This is a genomic window from Enterobacter sp. 118C5 (assembly GCF_034107645.1).
In the GTDB taxonomy this organism is placed as follows: Bacteria; Pseudomonadota; Gammaproteobacteria; order Enterobacterales; family Enterobacteriaceae; genus Enterobacter; species Enterobacter nematophilus.
The window spans coordinates 1-17,772 of record NZ_JAWNEU010000018.1 but is presented as its reverse complement, the minus strand read 5'-3'; the positions used below and the strand labels follow the sequence as shown (position 1 = coordinate 17,772).

General features: G+C 52.2%; 17 protein-coding genes and 1 tRNA gene. 12 read left to right on the top strand and 6 right to left on the bottom strand.

The features are described 5' to 3' along the window. Positions 1-9: 9 nt before the first annotated feature. Together UTO39_RS20325 and UTO39_RS20320 are read right to left on the bottom strand one after the other, a co-directional pair. The gene (locus UTO39_RS20325) at positions 10-1,290 is read right to left on the bottom strand and encodes an oligosaccharide MFS transporter (RefSeq protein ID WP_320727927.1); all 1,281 of its coding nucleotides are present in this window, start codon (positions 1,288-1,290) and stop codon (positions 10-12) included. Next, positions 1,287-3,125, bottom strand: a complete 1,839-nt coding sequence (locus tag UTO39_RS20320; RefSeq protein WP_253541455.1) for a DUF2264 domain-containing protein — start codon at positions 3,123-3,125, stop codon at positions 1,287-1,289. Before UTO39_RS20320 ends, UTO39_RS20325 begins: the two co-directional genes overlap by 4 nt. 228 nt (positions 3,126-3,353) lie before the next feature. On the opposite strand from UTO39_RS20320, the gene UTO39_RS20315 reads away from it, so the two are divergent. Beyond that, positions 3,354-4,220, top strand: coding sequence for an AraC family transcriptional regulator (locus UTO39_RS20315; RefSeq protein WP_320727926.1), 867 nt, complete (start codon positions 3,354-3,356; stop codon positions 4,218-4,220). 75 nt (positions 4,221-4,295) lie between these two features. Here the strand turns inward: UTO39_RS20315 and UTO39_RS20310 are convergent. Continuing rightward, a tRNA-Ser gene (locus UTO39_RS20310) sits at positions 4,296-4,383 on the bottom strand. Between the two features lie 278 nt (positions 4,384-4,661). Between UTO39_RS20310 and UTO39_RS20305 the strand changes: the two genes are divergently transcribed. From UTO39_RS20305 to UTO39_RS20290, 4 genes are all read left to right on the top strand, one after another. Next, complete coding sequence (locus UTO39_RS20305) at positions 4,662-5,798, top strand: D-alanyl-lipoteichoic acid biosynthesis protein DltD (protein WP_320727960.1); 1,137 nt, start codon at positions 4,662-4,664, stop codon at positions 5,796-5,798. A 128-nt stretch (positions 5,799-5,926) separates the two neighbouring features. Beyond that, complete coding sequence (locus UTO39_RS20300) at positions 5,927-7,045, top strand: MBOAT family O-acyltransferase (RefSeq protein WP_320727959.1); 1,119 nt, start codon at positions 5,927-5,929, stop codon at positions 7,043-7,045. After that, the gene (locus tag UTO39_RS20295; RefSeq protein WP_320727925.1) at positions 7,042-8,475 is read left to right on the top strand and encodes an AMP-binding protein; all 1,434 of its coding nucleotides are present in this window, start codon (positions 7,042-7,044) and stop codon (positions 8,473-8,475) included. Before UTO39_RS20300 ends, UTO39_RS20295 begins: the two co-directional genes overlap by 4 nt. A 17-nt stretch (positions 8,476-8,492) precedes the next feature. After that, the gene (locus UTO39_RS20290) at positions 8,493-8,711 is read left to right on the top strand and encodes an acyl carrier protein (RefSeq protein WP_028012621.1); all 219 of its coding nucleotides are present in this window, start codon (positions 8,493-8,495) and stop codon (positions 8,709-8,711) included. A gap of 99 nt (positions 8,712-8,810) precedes the next feature. On the opposite strand, the gene UTO39_RS20285 is transcribed toward UTO39_RS20290, so the two are convergent. Both UTO39_RS20285 and UTO39_RS20280 read right to left on the bottom strand, forming a co-directional pair. Beyond that, positions 8,811-9,203, bottom strand: coding sequence for a hypothetical protein (locus UTO39_RS20285; RefSeq protein WP_266178356.1), 393 nt, complete (start codon positions 9,201-9,203; stop codon positions 8,811-8,813). A 60-nt stretch (positions 9,204-9,263) separates the two neighbouring features. After that, on the bottom strand, positions 9,264-9,773 hold the full coding sequence (locus tag UTO39_RS20280) for a hypothetical protein (RefSeq protein WP_320727924.1): 510 nt from the start codon (positions 9,771-9,773) through the stop codon (positions 9,264-9,266). Positions 9,774-10,420: 647 nt separating this feature from the next. On the opposite strand from UTO39_RS20280, the gene UTO39_RS20275 reads away from it, so the two are divergent. The 7 genes from UTO39_RS20275 to UTO39_RS20245 are packed head-to-tail and all read left to right on the top strand — an operon-like array spanning position 10,421 to position 17,115. After that, a complete protein-coding gene (locus UTO39_RS20275; protein WP_266178358.1) occupies positions 10,421-10,963 on the top strand; it encodes a fimbrial protein in 543 nt (180 codons plus the stop codon). A 52-nt stretch (positions 10,964-11,015) separates the two neighbouring features. Beyond that, on the top strand, positions 11,016-11,687 hold the full coding sequence (locus tag UTO39_RS20270; RefSeq protein WP_277614548.1) for a fimbria/pilus periplasmic chaperone: 672 nt from the start codon (positions 11,016-11,018) through the stop codon (positions 11,685-11,687). A 46-nt stretch (positions 11,688-11,733) separates the two neighbouring features. Continuing rightward, positions 11,734-14,307, top strand: a complete 2,574-nt coding sequence (locus UTO39_RS20265) for a fimbrial biogenesis usher protein (protein WP_320727923.1) — start codon at positions 11,734-11,736, stop codon at positions 14,305-14,307. Beyond that, positions 14,307-15,344 carry a fimbrial protein gene (locus UTO39_RS20260; RefSeq protein ID WP_320727922.1) on the top strand — a complete coding sequence of 346 codons (1,038 nt, stop codon included), beginning with the start codon at positions 14,307-14,309 and terminating at the stop codon, positions 15,342-15,344. The genes UTO39_RS20265 and UTO39_RS20260 overlap by 1 nt, the downstream gene beginning before the upstream one ends. 9 nt (positions 15,345-15,353) lie before the next feature. Continuing rightward, positions 15,354-15,893 (top strand): fimbrial protein, encoded by a 540-nt coding sequence (locus UTO39_RS20255; protein ID WP_320727921.1) that lies wholly within the window; start codon positions 15,354-15,356, stop codon positions 15,891-15,893. Between the two features lie 9 nt (positions 15,894-15,902). Continuing rightward, positions 15,903-16,430, top strand: coding sequence for a fimbrial protein (locus UTO39_RS20250; protein WP_320727920.1), 528 nt, complete (start codon positions 15,903-15,905; stop codon positions 16,428-16,430). Further along, the gene (locus UTO39_RS20245; RefSeq protein ID WP_320727919.1) at positions 16,423-17,115 is read left to right on the top strand and encodes a fimbria/pilus periplasmic chaperone; all 693 of its coding nucleotides are present in this window, start codon (positions 16,423-16,425) and stop codon (positions 17,113-17,115) included. The genes UTO39_RS20250 and UTO39_RS20245 overlap by 8 nt, the downstream gene beginning before the upstream one ends. 8 nt (positions 17,116-17,123) lie before the next feature. Here UTO39_RS20245 and UTO39_RS20240 read toward each other — a convergent pair. Continuing rightward, positions 17,124-17,772, bottom strand: a 649-nt coding sequence (locus UTO39_RS20240) for a fimbrial protein (RefSeq protein WP_320727918.1), incomplete at its 5' end; no start/stop codon positions are given.

Genomic DNA, 17,772 nt, shown 5'->3' with positions numbered 1-17,772 from the left:
ACTCCTGAGTTAATGTTTGGCTGGTTCAACCGGGGCGGTATCTAAAGCCGGAGCAAAGGGTCGTGAAACATCGCGATTCGACTGGCAGCGCGACAGCGTAAAGGCGGAAATCAGCGTAAACATCAGGGCGCAGCAGCCCATCAGCAGATAGGTATGCTCAAAGCCTATCCTGTCGTACAGGTAGCCGGCAGGCGGGGCGACCACAATCGAACCCACGTAAATCATCGCCTGGTAGCCCAGCAGGTACATCGTGGCGTTAACCCGACGATGGAAATGTTCGGCGATGTATTTGAAGACCGAAATCAGCAGCAGCGCGATCTCGACGCCATAAAACGGTTTGATGATGGAGATAACAATCGGGTCGCTGGTCAGCCCGGATGCGATCAGCCGTGCTCCGACCACGCAGCCGCAGAACAGCAGGCCGCGCTTCGCACCGTAGTGGTTCACCAGCCACGGGATAAACATCATCATCACGAACTCCATTCCCGACTGGACGGTGCTCAGGTAGCCGTACCAGGCATTACCCTGCTCTTTGGTGGCGAAGAACGACACGAAGTAGCGCGGGAACTGCTGCTCGGCGATAAACATCATCCACGCCACTCCGGCGACGTAGAGGCTGAACATCCAGAATTTGCGGTTTTTCAGCAGCATCAGCACGTCGGCAAAAACGATCTTATTGGCGGAGATGACGCTGTTGTTGCGCAGCTGTTCGTCGCCGATTTTGAGGCTCATCAGCACCAGCAGCATCAGTACCGAGGTACCGCTGCTGAGCAGAAAGTTGGCCAGCGGCGTGAAATTAAACAACAGCCCGGAGACCGAAGCCGCCATCGCCCAGCCCAGCGAACCCCACATTCTGATGCGGCCAAACTCCAGCCCGTACAGGCGGCTAAAGCGGTCGGCATAAGATTCAGACGCCGCCACGCCGGCGTACCAGCCCAGGCTCAGATACAGCGCGCCGATGATAATCCCCGCCATCGCATGGCTTTGCAGCAGCGGCTGGTACACCAGCGCGAAGAACGGCGCCATCAGCGCAGAGATGGCGCAGACAAAATAGAGCAGCCACTTGCTCATGCCGATTTTGTCCATGATGTAGCCGTACACCGGCTTCAGGACCACCGCGAAGACGCCGTTGATGGCGAACACGCTGCCGATGGTGACGCTATCGAGACCCACTTTCTGGCTCAGCCATAAGGCGTAAAGGCCAAAGCTGGATGACCAGGTGAAGAAGTAAAGAAAAATAAAGGTACTCATTTTGTACTGTGCGGCGCGTACGGACGATGATGTGCTCATAGCGATGCCTCCGGGGCCAGAACGAGCGTCGTTTCTTGTCGTGCCGTCACGAAGCGTACCGCGTCATCGCTAATGATGGCCTGTGGACAGCGTTGCGGGTCGAAGTCGGCGGCATTTCCCGCCCACACCGCGCTGATTAACACATGCTTGCCGGGGTCGAGTTCACCGCGCAGCACTGGCACCGCCGCGCGCTCGGCGAACAGCAGATTACTGTTTGGCGGCGTCACTACCGTCTCGCCGCGGCGGGCGTGCGGGTGTAAACAGAAAATGGCTGAGACATCCCGGGCATTGCGTAACCAGCAGGCGCCGTCGCTCTCGTGGACCTGCGGCTGCGGGCGGTTCGCCAGGCTAAAGCCTCCCTCCGCGCAGTCCAGCGCGCGCCGGGTATGGATACGATGGACGCGCAGCTGCCAGTCGCCCAGCGCCAGCAGCCAGCTCTCAATCACCGCGTCGCGCCACGGCAGCCAGCGGCTGTAAATGGTGCCGTCAGCGGTGACCACGTGCTGGCATTCGCGGCGCCCACGCCAGTAGTTATCCTTTTCGGCCAGCAGCAGCATCGAATCGGGCGCGGCATGGTTCAGGCCGTAGCGCCCGCGTTCGATGGTGAAGCCAAAGCGGGTGGAATAGGCAAATTTGCAGTATTTCGCTTCGGTATTGACGAAGTTGTTCAGCTCCAGCTGGCCGGACGTCAGCATCCACAGGTGGTCGGCCTGATGCACCACCACCTGATCCGCGTGGGCTATCGTGTGCTGCGCGGGCAACGGCGGCAGCGGCAGCTCAGCCGCCTGCCAGAAGGCATTGCCCTCATCTAATGCCAGCACCAGCAGGGTCTTTAGGCCCCAGTATGGCGAACCCGGCGCGTTGTAGTCTTCCGCCATCGCCAGGTTCGGATAGCTGTAGCCGACGCTCAGCACGCCGTCGCGGTCGAACATCGGTTGCTTCAGCCACCAGCGCAGATGGCGCAGAACGATGCCCTTCATCACGCCAGGCGAAAAGACCTCCAGCCCGGCGAAGGCCGCCGCACTCCAGAACGCCGCCTCGGCAAAGCGGTAGGTCAGGCTACGGCCAAACGGGATCGCCGCGCCGTCTTCGGCAAAGAAATGGATGAAGTCAGAGGAGAAACGCGCGGCCCGGTCATGCAGCGTTGCACAGCGCTGTGGATCGACCCCGGCCATGAGCTTCGCGTAAATCAGGCCATAGAAATGAAAGCCCATCGAGATGTAATAGTCGCGCGGCCGGCCCGGACCATCGGAGTACCAGCCATCGCCGAGGTAGTAATGCTCCATGGCAGCAAAATGATCTTCCAGCGCCTGCGGGTTAGTTGGCATGCCGCAATAATGGAAGCCGACCTGCACCAGAATCGGAAAGAAGTGCCAGTTGTTATCGGGGATTTCCCGGGTCTCGCACTGCTTTAGCCAGCGCCATAAATTCTCTTTCTCCGTCTCGGTGAAGTGCGCCAGTACGGTTTCACCCGCCAGCGCCAGCAGCAGCCCGTAGGCCGCCATCTCGACAATTCGCTGATCGTAAGGCGCCACGTCGCCCCAGTAATCGGCATGCTGCGGATTGGTGCCGTTTTTTATCGCCTGTATATAGAAAGAGAAGTGCTGCGGCTCGCTGCCGCCAGCCAACAGCGGCGTCACCCCCCACAGCAGGCGGGAAAAGGTTTCCATGCTCGCGACCTGCTGGCCGTAGTGAGCGGTAAAGTTCGCTAAATCAATGCGGCTGGCGTCTTTTTTAAAAAAGGGCGCCACCGCGTTCAGCATGTCGTTGACCAGCCGTTGCACCTCTTCCCGGCTTGTCAGTGAATTATCCAGATGAATGTTTTCAGGTTGCACAGGGTCCTCCCGCATTACACGAGGGTAGAGATAAGTTATTGTTATTAGGCTTTTTAAAGCCACGAGCGCGACGTCTGGATGAAGAGTAACTGCTTTTATTCCCGGCGCTGAGTGAGCAGACTCACAAAATTAAACCGCTATTTCATTTTTGCTGGATTTTGTCGATCGGGAGGGGGATAAATTACAAACGATGGCCTAAAAATTTAAATCTGTTGTCCTGGAGGCAAAATGGGTGAAACGCAACTGCTGGAACGCATAACGCTCGATCGGCAGGCCATTTCTTTTAACCGCATGTACACCACCAGCGCGATTTACTACCACTGGCATCAGTGCGTTGAATTGCTCTATATTTCCAGCGGCTACGGCATCGTGGTGGTGGATAATCAGCACTACACCGCCCGTCCGGGGCGATTATTTATCTTCCCGCCCTTCCGTTTGCACAAAGTGCAGGTCGATCATAGCGATAAGAATCCCTACCACCGCACTACCATGCACATTGAGCAATCGGTCGTCGAAAGTGCACTCGGCGCCTTCCCTCGCCATCAGGCCCGGTTCGCCGCGCTGGCCGCCAGCAATCTGCCAGCACAGATTTACGATCTCAGCGAACATGCGGCGTTTATCGAGAGGATCCTTGAACAGTTTCAGCGCCTGGAGGGCTACGAACAGACCGAGGCCTGTGAGGTGGCATTTCTGGTGATGCAGCTCATGACGTTTCTGCCCGAGCAGCCGCAGCCCTACCCGCCGCGCCAGCAGACCGTCGCCTCGCGAATTATGAGCTGGGTCGAAGCCCACTATGCCAGCAAGTTTTCGCTCGACCAGCTGGCCCACGACATGGGGCTTTCGCGCAGCTATACCTCACGAATTTTCCGCCAGCAGACCGGCGGTACCATCCACGAATATTTGCTGACCCGGCGAATAAAAAGCAGCTGCGAGCTGTTACGGTACAGCGATGAGCCTATTGACGCCATCGCCCTGGCCGTCGGGTTTAGTGAGGTAACCTATTACATTACCTGCTTTAAAAAGATGATGCGTCAGACGCCGCTGAAGTATCGACGAAGTCACCTCAGCGCCAGAACGTCCTGTTCCCGTATTTGAACGTCATTAACAGATCGAAAGGGGTTTTCTGCGCATAAAAAAACCCAGGTCGCATAACGACCTGGGTTTCAAATTTGGCGGAAGCGTAGAGATTCGAACTCTAGAACCCTTTCGGGTCGCCGGTTTTCAAGACCGGTGCCTTCAACCGCTCGGCCACGCTTCCAAAGTGAGGCGCACTATAAACATCTATTAGCGCCTTGTAAAGCAGGAATTTTTCGTTTTTTGCCTGCCGGCGTTTGACTGCGCAAAAAGTCGCCCGGACGCTTTCCTGCCCTCGCGCCTTCCCCCTTGTACATACCGTTACACAGCAACGCTCATCCTTTTAAATCACTGTGGTATAGAATGCCCAAAAAAATAGACGGCCATGTGTTTCGTAATGGTAATAAATCCGGGTAACGCGGGTTTAAACGCATTACTGTCATAACGCCTTACTGGTTGATGATGAAAATCAAAAATACGTTTTGCTTACATATCCTGATGGCCGCTTTGGCCATTTTAGTCCTGAGCTTTCACCCGCTGGTGACAAGCTTTGATCCGCCGCTTAAATTCCAGCCGCTGATCAAATCTATGGCGGGGACGACAAAAGAACAGGCGGAAAAAATAGCCACTATTTCCCATGCCTTAGAAGGGAACGCTATTTTCTTCCTCGGCGCGTCTGAGGTTGCTACCTCAGAAGATGAGCATTACGCGGTATATAATTATTTTAATAAGCAATTGCACCAGCCCGTCGTGGCCTATGGCGATGCGTTTGTCGATGACGAAACGCAATTTTTACTTCTCTCGCGTTTTAAAAATAGCCTTAACGCAAACAGTAAAGTCGTTTTGCTGCTGGCACCCGACGCCTTTTACTCAAAAGGCCTGCCGCCCGCTATTTATGCGGATAATTTTCCGGGCTCCATTTTTAACCCCCTGATGAAAGATCCGCAGGCGCGCCCGTTACTGGTTAATTACCTGAAGCATATTGATGCGAAAGAGATAAGCCATTTAACCTTCGGGCAAATGGGTGTCTATGGCTGGCATCCGGCGCTGATGTGGGACGAGCTGAGTTTTCAGTTTGCAAACTTCTGCACCCTGATTAAAAACGACTGGCTGTCGCTGCTCAACATCACGCCACAGCCGGCGCAGCCCTGGCCTCAGCAGCCAGTCGCCCGTCTTTCCCCTGACTGGGATAAAGCGCTGGCGAATGCCCGGGAGTTGAATAAAAAACGCCATCAGAGCGCGGCCACGCTGTGGATGGACAAAACGATTTACGACGAGGACGAAAAGCCGCAGCAGTGGGATGACACGCCGGTGGTGCCGGGGCAGTTCGCCGCGTTCAGGAAAACCGTTCAGCTTTTGAAAGCGCATCACGTGCAGGTGATTGCGATCGTCGACCCGGTTAACCCCTGGGCGCTTTACAATACCGACACCTTCCGCCCGTTCGATAAGCAGATTCAAACCATTCTGAAAGAGAACCAGATCCCGTATTTAGATATGTACGCCATGCCGTATCAAAATGGCTGGAACTGGGATCGTCTGCACCCTACCGAACTGGCCTGGGTGCCAATGCTTCGCTTTATTGCACAGAGTTTTAAATAATGAAAATCGCGATCCGTCTTTTTTGCCTTTATTTACTGCTGGCGATCACCATCGTCGCATGGACCGCTGTCGATGACAGCATGAGTATGCAGCTGCATTTTGAATATCAAAAATTCTGAGGCGAAATGATGTACAGCTCAGGAATGTTTTTTGTCTGTTTATTTTCATCCGCGCTGGCGTTTACGCTGGTCAATCGCGTATTACGTCATCGTCTGACTTATTTATCGGCCTTATCCGTCCTTGCTGCATTAGGCTGGGGCTATATTTTTCAGGGTGATTACATTATCCCCCTGGCCGTCTTTTGCTGTTTTTATCTCTTCGCTACGCTAAAAGAAAAAGGATGGTTAAAAACCTGGCAGGCGATCGTTTTAACGCTGGTGCCCCTGTTTTTGGTGAAATTACACCTTAATCATCATCTCGGCATGCTCGGTCTCTCTTTTATGACGTTCCGCGCGGTGGACGTGCTGCTCTATCGCATTAAAAAAGAGGGCCAGAATTTCCTGCACTATTTCTGCTATCTCTTTATGCCCTTTATTATTCTGGCCGGCCCGATGTACCGCTGGCGGACGTGGATGAGCGATGTAAATAAGCCGGCATTTGTCCTTAATCGCGAACAGTTTTTAACGGCGCTGGAGCAAATTATTACCGGCATCATCCAGAAGTTCCTGTTTGCCATGCTGATCGATTCGCTCGTCGTGCAGCCCTGGAGCCATAAGCCGTTTAACCTGACCGTGGGCGTAGTGATGTCGATTGCCTACAGCGCCTACCTCTACTTTGATTTTGCGGGCTACAGCAATATGGCCATCGGCGCGGGTCGCCTGTTTGGGCTGAATATTCCGGCAAACTTCAATATGCCGCTTCTTGCGAAGAACCCTCAGGATTTCTGGCGCCGCTTCCACATCAGCCTGTCCGAATGGCTGCGCGACGTGGTCTTTATGCCCGTCTATATGAACCTGATGAAGTTTAACTTTTTCCGCCAGAACAAAACGCTGGCGCAAAATATCGGCATTTTTTGCACCCTGTTCTGCATGGGGGCGTGGAATGGCCTGGAACGCCATTACGTCATCAGCGGCGCGCTGTTTGGCGCGATTTCCGTCGCGCACAACATGCTGCTGTGGTCAGCCAAACGTAGCCCAACGTTACACCGCGGATTGCAGTATCCGGCCGTTGCGTTTTTAGGGCGAATTCTGACGCTGGGAAGCGCCGCAGGATCCCTTTACATCTTCAGTGGAATGTCACCTCTATGAAAAATCATACCGATCCGCAGGAACTGCAGGATTTCTTACGTGCTGCACTGCGCGATCCCGCCTCCCCGCAGCAGCTGGCCATCAACGGCAGCGACGAAACCCTAAGCTGGCAGCAGCTTTCCTCTGCGGTTACGGACTGGGCAGAGCGCTATGGACGCTGCCAGCCCGCAGACGGTACGCCAGTCGTGCTGTACGGCCATCAGCAGGCCGAGTTCGCCGTGGCAATCTATAGCTGCCTGCTGCACAACATTCCGTACATCCCGGTGGACTGCATCTACCCGCAGGAGCGGCTTCGCGAGATCTGCAACCTTGCCAGTGCCCCTTACTACTACGACGTGGCGACGCGGCAGTTCATCGCCACCGGCGAGGCGGGCAAGGTGCTGGAGGAGCAGGATCTGGCCTATATCATGTTTACCTCAGGCAGCACCGGAAAACCGAAAGGCGTGCAGATTGGACGTGAAAGCGTGTGGCACTTCATGAAGTGGGTCAGCCGGGACTTTTCGCTGCCGGAAAAGCCGGTGCTGATGAACCACGCGGTGTTCAGCTTTGACCTCTCCCTGATCCCGCTGCTGGCGAACCTGGCGATGGGGGGACACATCGTGCTGAACGCTAAAGAGGATATTCAGAAAGCGAACTGGCTCGAGCGACTGCAAAAGAACACGGTCTCCGCCTGGGTTTCCACCCCCTCTTTTGCCTACCAGCAGCTGCTTTCCCCGCAGTTTAACAGCGAGTACTTGCCTGCACTCAACGTCTTTATCTTCATTGGCGAAGTGCTCAATAAAGCGCTGGTTAAGCAGCTCCGCCGCCGCTTCCCGCAGGCCAAAATCATCAACTCCTATGGCCCAACGGAAGCGACCATCGCGACAACCGTGGTTGAGATCACGGATGAGATCCTGAACAGCGACAGCGCGGTGCTGCCGGTGGGCGTGATGATGCCGGACAGCCGAATGGAAATTTCCGCCGAGGGCGAGCTGATTATCTGGGGTAAAAACGTCATGCGCGGCTATCTCGGCCTGCCGCAGGAGAACGCGGCAAAACTGCTGCGTCGGGAAAATGAAGCGTTTCGCGGCTACCGGACCGGCGATCTGGGTTATGAAGACGGGCTTATCTACTGCCAGGGCCGCAACGACAGCCAGGTCAAGCTGAATGGCTACCGCATCGAGATCAACGAGATTGAAAACCGCCTGCTGGCCATGTCCGGCATCAGCGAAGCGGTGGTGATGCCGCTGATGAAACCGTGCGGCAGCGTGCTGCGCATCGCCGCGTTCTGCGTGACGGAGCTGGCGCCGGATGCCATCAAAACCTCGCTGGCAAACGTGGTGCCCCACTACATGGTGCCTTCACAAATTATCGTAAAAGACGCTTTGCCGCTGAATCCTAACGGCAAAATTGACCGCAAGCTGCTGGACGCTTACGCCCGCACACATTAATTATCCCAGGAAAAATGATGGAACACGATATTCTCGCCCTGTTTGAAAAAGTGTTATCCCGCAAGGTGGGCTTTCACGATGAGCTGATTGAATCCGACATTCTCGACTCCATTCTGGCAGTCGACATGGTGCTGGAGGTGCAGGACGTTTACGGCTGTATGATCCCGCCTACCGACGTGGCGACTGTGCTAAAAACCCCGGCGGATCTGGCTCGCTATATTGAAGAAAACCGCTAAACGCCCCTGACGTTAACGTTATTGTGAAGGCTCTGGAGGATCGCTCCAGAGCCATGCCGAAACCTGAGTAACATGAAGATTCCGGGTATCATTGTCCGCTTACAGCCCGGAGCCCACGTTGAAATACACCGCCTGTTTATGGTCGCTGAAGGCAATATCTATCCCCGAATGCAAACCATATTCTTTGGCAATCACATAGCGAAACCCGATTTCCCAGGCGACTTCCGCCGTTCTATAGATATCACTGGCGCGGTCTGCTGCGCTCCCTGCGCCGACGAACCCCTGAATCACCCACTGCGGTGTTGCTTGCCAGGCAATTTGAGTCTGTACCGTGCTGACATCCTCTCCCTGCGTCATTAAATCGTAGCGATAATCACCCCCGAGGTAGTGACCATAAAACTGGTATTCACCGCTAAGAGAGATCCCCTGGCTGGGCCAGAAGAAATTACCGGTGGTATCATACTCCGCCACGATATCCATTATGCTATTCACCTCCTCCTGGCGACCGTGCCGGTGATATCATTGGCACCATAAACAAGCAGTTTAAATATATTAATTTTGCAGTGCCGTGTGTTGCGGGTCGTAGTTAATTTTCGATTTATTAACTTCCCGGATGATCATCGGACTTATATCGCGGTATTTATTATTTTCAGTTATGTTTTGATTATATACCACAAGAGATAATTTATTTTTGAGCCTGTAATTTTCAATGGCTTCATTAATGACCGACATACTTTTCATTCGGAGATGATTAGTCTCATTTCTGAACTGGTTATTTAAGTTTGTCATATCAACAAAACGGTTCTCACGCCGGAGCGGTTCGGGCATATTGGCGTAAGCATTTTCAAGGTTCTTCATATCATTCTCAAGACGTTTCTTGATAACCTCACGCTGAGCCTTTTCCTGCGTCAAAATAGTGGACTCCATGAGGACACGCTGCACATCAACATAAGCCAACGCATTATTATCCTGATGCCGCGTATGTATTTTTTGTACGAAATAGACTGCTAAGACAGAGAAGATGACGACGGCGAGCGTTTTCTTTTTTTCTGGAAGTTTCATAGTTCCTTACCGGCTCCTTAATACGCTTACCGCTTTCATTTACCCGGCTCAGGCTACAAAAAGTGAACCTGCATCAGGATGAATGCCTGCAACGAAATGGGATACAGCATCAGTATAGACATTTTTATATACCTCGCGAGTTACCGTGAAAAATCAGTCATACGTGTGCGAAGCAGTTCAAGAATCAGAGTATTTTTTCAGACGGGCAGCCGAACCGGACTCGGCCAGGGAAGAATACGTTGTAAAGAAATCGCCATGATTTCGGGGTGTCGAAAGACCTTCGCCAGCGAGCGACGATCATGGATATGGCAAGGGAAAGTAGTGCAAAGTGGAAGGAGGCCAATATGCTATTTCGTGCCAACCCCATTAAAATTCAAAATTTCTATTTTTTTAAATTTATATATCAACACTATCAACAAGCAGTCTTCTTGGTATAACCATACAAATCATGTAAGTTATATTTCAGACAAACAAGGAGTGACGTCAAAAAAGGGATAATAGCAGACAAACACGCAGCAACAATCAAACCTCTGAAAGAAGAGCGATAAAAAGTGACATTTATTTACCAGTAACTGCCACAAAGAATTGTCAATATTTCAACTTAACCACCCTAATTTATTAGGATAAAAGGAAAAATAAGGAAAACTATGAAATTAATTAAAACGACCCTGGCTTTCGTTGTAACGGCAGCAATTTCTTCTGGCGTAGTGCACGCAGCAGAAACGACCTTATCAGGCGGTACTATTAACTTCACAGGCCAGGTTGTCGATGGCGCATGCGCCGTCTCTGCTGACAGCCTGAACCAGACCGTAACATTGGATCAGGTTCGTGCTTCTCGCCTGCAAACTGCCGGCCAGGCCGCGGGTCAGGCGAAATCCTTCAACATCACGCTGGAAGATTGTGATACCACCGCATGGTCAAACGTTGCTGTGACTTTTAACGGTCAGTCAGACGCGAACACAGTTGGAGCCTTAGCCAACACCGCCGGTGCCGGTGCAGCCACAAACGTTGCTCTGCAGCTGTACGGTCAGGATGGTAATGCCATGACCCTGGGCACGACAGGTAATGCTACCACCATGACTACCGGCGAAAACATCCTGCCATTTAGTGTGGACTATGTTGCCACTGCCGGTGCTGCTACCGCAGGTGGCGTAGCCGCTGTTGCCACCTTCACCACGACCTATTCCTGAGTAAATGGTAAGCCCCGTTGGCGGGGCTTTTTCTCTGAAGATGTATATCCATATGAAAATGTTCAAAATAGCCATCACGGCAAGCCTGCTTAACATCGCAGGTATCAGTGCTGCTCATGCGGGTGGAATTGCACTCGGCGCGACGCGAGTAATCTATAGCGAAAATGAAAAGCAAATTTCATTACCGTTAAATAATACGTCAGAAAACATGAGTTTTCTTGTACAAACCTGGATTTCACGCGCAGATGGTTCAAAGGCGGCTAACTTTATCGTCACTCCGCCATTATTTGTCCTTAAGCCTAAAAAAGAGAATAAGTTACGTATTATTTACACTGGTCCAATGCTGCCTCAGGATCGGGAATCCGTTTTTTATATCAATAGCAAAGCCATACCTTCAGTCCCGAAAGAATCGCTTAAGGGTAATACCCTGCAGATTGCTACACAAAGTGTCATCAAATTGTTCATGCGTCCGGAAGGTTTACCGTCACGTTCTGTCGATGCTCCTGCAACAATAACCTGCCATGTCGAGTCCGCGAAAACAGTGTTCAATAACCCTTCCCCTTATTACGTGACGTTAGTACAGCTCAGCATCGGCGGAAAAAAAATGGCGAATAATATGGTTGCCCCAAAATCCTCATTAACAGTGGCAGGCCAGGGCGCCGTCAAATTCAGCACCCTTAATGATTTCGGTGCGAATACACCGCTTCAGCACTGTCGCACCTGACAGGTGTTCCGCTTTGCCATACACGTTAAAAGGAAACTTGTCGACGATGGTTAATAAACATTATAAAAAAACTACACTTGCGTTTTTTATATCGCTTGCCACCATCAATTGCTACGCAGAAAATATTTTCAACCCGGCATTTCTCTCTGCCGACCCTGATGCCGTAGCCGACCTTTCCCGATTTCAAAATGGTAATCAGGCTCCCGGTCAATATCGCGTGGACATATGGGTAAATGATATTTTTCAGTCCTCGCAAGATGTTACCTTTGTAGTGGATACCACCGATCAATCCTCACTGGACGATACCGGTCTTCGGCCTCAACTTCCCCTGAAAATGGTTAAATCGATGGGATTGAATGTCACCGCGATCCCTGAGCTTACTGCATCGAATCCGGACGCAACCATCGATATAGCCCGGGTTATCCCTGGTGCTCACACGGAATTTGCCTTCGACCAACAACGCCTGAACATTACCGTTCCCCAGGTTGCCATGCTGAATACCGCCCGTGGCTATATTCCTCCCTCTCGCTGGGATGAAGGCATTACAGCACTGATGTTTAATTACACGTTCTCGGGATCGGATACGCATGATGACGAGTCAAACCGAAATTATTTCCTGGGGCTAAATAGCGGATTTAACTATGGCCCCTGGCGTCTGCGGGATTACGCTACCTGGAACTACAGCGACGGGTCGTCTGGTGAAAACCACTGGAACCATATTAATACCTATCTGGAGCGCGCGATCATTCCATTGCGTAGTGAACTGGTGATCGGCGACAGCACGACCCCATCAGATGTGTTCGACAGCATTGGTTTCAGGGGCGTCCAGCTAGCGTCCGACGATACTATGCTGCCCGATAGCCTGCGCGGTTTTGCGCCGGTTGTGAGAGGTATTGCCAAAAGTCACGCACAGGTCACCATTAAACAGAACGGTTATACCCTTTATCAGACTTACGTTCCGCCCGGTGCTTTCGAAATTAATGACCTCTTCCCCACTTCGTCAAGTGGCGATCTTGTCGTGCAGGTAAAAGAAGCTGATGGAAGCGTGAACGTTTACAGCGTGCCTTATTCCAGTGTGCCGGTTTTACAGCGAGAAGGTCACATAAAATATGCTCTGACCGCCGGGGATTACCGCAGTAATAACGATCGGCAAGACAGCGTTGGGTTTGTGCAATCTACGTTAATCTACGGTTTACCCGCCGGTGTGACAGCCTATGGTGGAACACAGCTTGCCAGCCAGTACAAGGCGTTCGCATTAGGTCTTGGAATCAATGTCGGCCAATTTGGCGCCATTTCAGCTGACGTGACACAGGCCAAAAGTAGGCTTATCGACGGAAGCGACCACAGCGGTGCTTCTCTTCGTTTTTTATATGCGAAGTCCCTGAATGAACTGGGTACAAACTTCCAGTTACTGGGTTATCGCTATTCGACAGAAGGTTTTTATACCCTCGAAGAAACGACCTGGAAAAAGATGTTCGGGTTTATCGAGGATGAAAGTAATACAGATAATAACGACGCGTCGCCGTATGTCGACTATTACAATTTAAAAAACAATAAGCGTGCAAAGTTCCAGGTTAACGTGTCGCAACAATTAGGTCAGTACGGGTCAATTTATCTCAGTGGTAGCCGTCAGAGCTACTGGAAAACGAATGAATCTAATACGTTGCTACAGGCGGGTTACAGCGGAAACCTCAAGGGTATCTCCTGGAATGTCAGCTACAGTTACAACAAAATTCCGAGATTAGGCGATGCCGACAAGCGTATTGCGTTCGGTTTCTCCGTTCCTCTGAGTTTGTGGCTCTCATCAGGTGACGATATTACCCAGCAGCATCACGAAGCCTACGCCAGCTATAACTTCAGCCATGATCAACACGGTAATGCCTCTCACAGCGCAGGAATTAACGGGACGCTGCTGGAGGACAATAATCTCAACTATAGCGTACAGCAAGGATATCAAACCGGCAGTGAAAGCAACGCAAACGGTGCGGTGAACATCGGCTACGACACCTCCTGGGGAAGCTCCAGCGTGGGATATAACTACAGCGATAACGGCGACTACCAACAGCTTAATTACAGCTTGCGTGGCGGAATTGTCATCCATGACGAGGGTATCACCTTCAGCCAGCCGTTGGGTGACACCAATGTTCTTATCGCCGCACCAGGGGCGAAAAATGTCAAAGTCGATGATGTTGAGGGCCTTAAAACGGACTGGCGGGGTTATGCCGTCGTGCCTTTTGCCACGACATATCGTCGCAACCGGATGTCCCTGGATACCACTAATATGCCAGCTAACGTTGAGCTGGAAGAGAACGTGGTCAACGTTGTTCCTACCCGTGGTGCGCTGGTGCGTGCCGAATTCAATCCTCATGTGGGTGCCCGCGCGTTAATTAACCTCACCCACAATGGTAAACCGCTTCCCTTCGGAACAATGGTTAGCACAGACCAAAACAGCAGCATTGTTGGCGATGCCGGCCAGGCCTATCTGTCAGGACTGTCGCCTGAGGGGGATATCGTTGCCAAATGGGGCGCCGGAGCCCAACAGGCGTGTACTGGTCATTACCGTCTTCCTGGGGATGCGGCCGGAAAAACAATAAATACATTGAACATAGAGTGTCGATAATGAAAGCACTGAAACATACTCTCATAGCAAGCGGACTCTTGTTCGTCGCCTTATCACTGCAAAATGCCTGGGGTTATACCTATACCTGTCATTCCCGTACGGGAACGCCTAACCCTATCATCGCCAATTTTGGGACTTACACGATTACAGACCCCTCCGCGAACGTGCCGGGTCAGACCTTTATGTCGGCAGCCACCTGGAGCCAGAGCGTCAGTAGCCAGATTCGATGCGATGAACCGACTACAGGCTACCGTTATCGTTACTTCTCTGCAGACTCCACGCTCACACCGACCACCAATGATGGGCACCAGTGGTACTATATCAATGAGTACCTGGACAGTACCGTCGCACTGAATATTAAGGGGGCTGCACGCTACGTCCCCTTCAGGAATGTTCGCGGTGGTTTGGCGAATGATGCTAGCTCAAATACTCAGGTCAACGGCGGAGGGTCAGGTAAACTCGATCTCCGTTTCAAGAAAGCCGTTATGGGTAGCAGCGATTTTGACAATATCCATGTGGCCGATTTTTATGTCACCAAGAGTACAACTGCCACCAGCCCTGAGCCCGTCGCACAGATTTTCTTAAGCGGTACGGTGGTGGTACCCCAGAATTGCGTCATCAATGCCGGAACGGTGATTTCACTGGATCTGGGGGAAATGTACAGTTCGGATTTTATCTCCGCTGGCGAGAAGCCACGCAATGTAAATGCCAAATCCTTTAACGTTCCCGTGTCATGTAACTATGGGGCGTCGCTGGCGAATCTGACCTTGCGTGTGGACGGAACGCCTGCCACCAGTGTACCCGATGCCCTGGAGACCACAAACCCGGATGTCGGCGTCAAAATCATCGCTTCTGATGGCATGACGCTACGCCCCACAGATACCAGCAGCGCCATTCCGATTACGTTGGACATGGTCGACAGTGATACTTACACCACCAACGTCTCGCTGCAGGCCTACCCTGTCAGCACCACTGGCCTGCCTCCTGCCGAGGGGACATTTACGGCCCTCGCGATACTGCACATTGATTTCGCCTGAGGATAAAAAATGCAACTTAAACATTATTCCATGGCAGTTCTGGCCTGCATGATAGCAACAGGGTTAAGCGTACAAGCCCTTGCCAGCTCGCCTAATTTGCAGATCACTGGCACGATATTGTCGCGGACCTGCGATGTTGCCAGCGATAGCCAGAATATGGATGTCGATATGGGCCAATTCAACGCCAGCTCGTTCACCTCTACCGGTGCCACCTCGTCAGCCACTCAGTTCAACATCCATTTAACTGGCTGTGGCTCGAAAGCATCTGGGGCAAAAATGGTGTTTTCCGGCACGTCCGATGCCACTAACCCATCATTACTGGCACTCTCGGATACGTCTGGTCAGGGCGGCATGGCATCAGGCGTCGCCATAGAGATACTTGATAATACACAGCAACCTATCGCAGTAAATACGGTAACGTCGGGTCACGTTCCTCTGACATCCGGGGACGTCATGCTGCCGTTTTATCTGCGTTATAAATCCACACAAAACAGCGTCACTCCCGGAAATGCCTCGGCAGTGATGTATTTCGATATTCAATATCAATAGGACGATCGCGTGACACGCTTTTCTGTGGGTTTATCCGTCTCTGCAACATTGCTACTCTTTACACTGACCACGCATGCCTATGACGGCACGGTAAATATCACCGGCAGGATCACAGATAACACCTGTGTTGTTTCGGCAGATTCGACCGCCCTGACCGTAGATATGGGAAATATTGCAAAAGCGCAGTTTACGCGTGCCGGAGAAGGGGGGCCCTATCAACCTTTTACACTTCATCTTGAACGATGCGGGGATGCCGCGAAGCGGGTAAGTGTTACTTTTTCAGGTATCCAGGACACGGTTGCACCGGATTTTCTGAGGCTGGACACGAATACATCTGGCGCACAGGGCATTGCCCTCGCCCTCTATAATAGCGATCAGACCCTTATTCCGCTAAATTCGCCATCCGCGGCGACCGATCTGGTGACGAACCAGGCAAACGTCACCCTCTCTTTCTATGCTCGCTTCCTCGCAAATGGCAGCCCGGTTCGCTCTGGTTCTGCAACGGCCTCCACGACATTCACCCTGAATTATGATTAAACTTCTCGCCGCGGTATTTTTGACTGCTTATACCACTACCGCCCTTGCTGGCGTCAGCATTGGTGGAACACGTTTTATATACAGTGAGAAAGCCCGTGCATTGACAGTACTTGTCATGAACAGCAGTGCTGAAATCTGGTTAATTAACACCCATATTACCTCGGGTGGGACATGGAACGGTGTTCGCCCCTCACCACAACCCGCGCCATTTATTATTGCCCCTCCCCTGTTTGCGTTAAAAGGGAAGAAACAAGGCACGCTGAGAATACTGAAAACCGCGCAGACGTTGCGGCAAGATCGGGAAACGCTTTTTACACTCAGCATTGCAGCTATTCCTGCCGGAAACGCCACAGGCAATAGTGTGCAGGTTGCGCCCCGTTCCTTGCTGAAATTGTTTTACCGCCCGATGGGTCTACAAGGGAAGCCCCAGGACGCCAGTAAACAGCTACGCTGGAGACAAGTGGCTCGAAAGGTTGAGGTCAACAACCCTACGCCCTATTACGTCACACTGGTTAATCTTAACGTTAATGGGCTGAATGTTCGTGACCCAGGCATGGTCGCCCCCTTCAGTACCCGCCAGTTGGCAGAGTGCGACCCGGCTTCACGTTGTATTTTGAGCTGGCAAAGTATTAATGATTATGGCCGCATGATGCCCAAAACTACCGTTGAGCTATCAGATAAATAACAAGGAAACTAGCGGTAGGTCATGGTAAAGGTCGCGGTTGCGTCGGCCTTGCCGGCAGTGACTGGCGTACTGATCTGAACATACCGCGCCTTCAGATTAATGTATTCGGTGCCGCCGTTGGTGGAGGTCAAATAATCCTGAACGATTTCACCTGGGTAGATACGCGTGTCGTCAGCAAAAAACATTTGAACGCCCACCCCCTGCGCGGTAGAACTGCTGCCCGCGTCGTCCAGAGGCATTGTCGAAACAAGGCGCCCTGGAGCTATGCTAAAGTCAAACTGCACTGAGACAATGGTACCCTGAACGCAGTCCAGTCCTATCGCGAACTTTTGCCATGCGGTGACCGTATTCTCAGCAAATTCACCTGGACGATGAAAGCCAAGATTGACATTCACATCGGGGGTCGTAACGGTACAGGTGGCTGCGGCCAGAGCATTGACCCCACTCAGTTTCAATGACCGTACCGGCTCAGCCTCTCGTGTTTTCTGTTCCGCAATGATGCCATTTTCCAGCACCCCACCGGAAATCTCGCCCGTCTTGATTAATTCAATTTTTAATGGCCCTTGTATGGCTGCGTCCGGTGAACGCGTTGTGGTGGAGATGACCTTCCCGCCTTGTGTCATGCGGATCCCCACCCCCTTCAGGTTCGTCTGATAG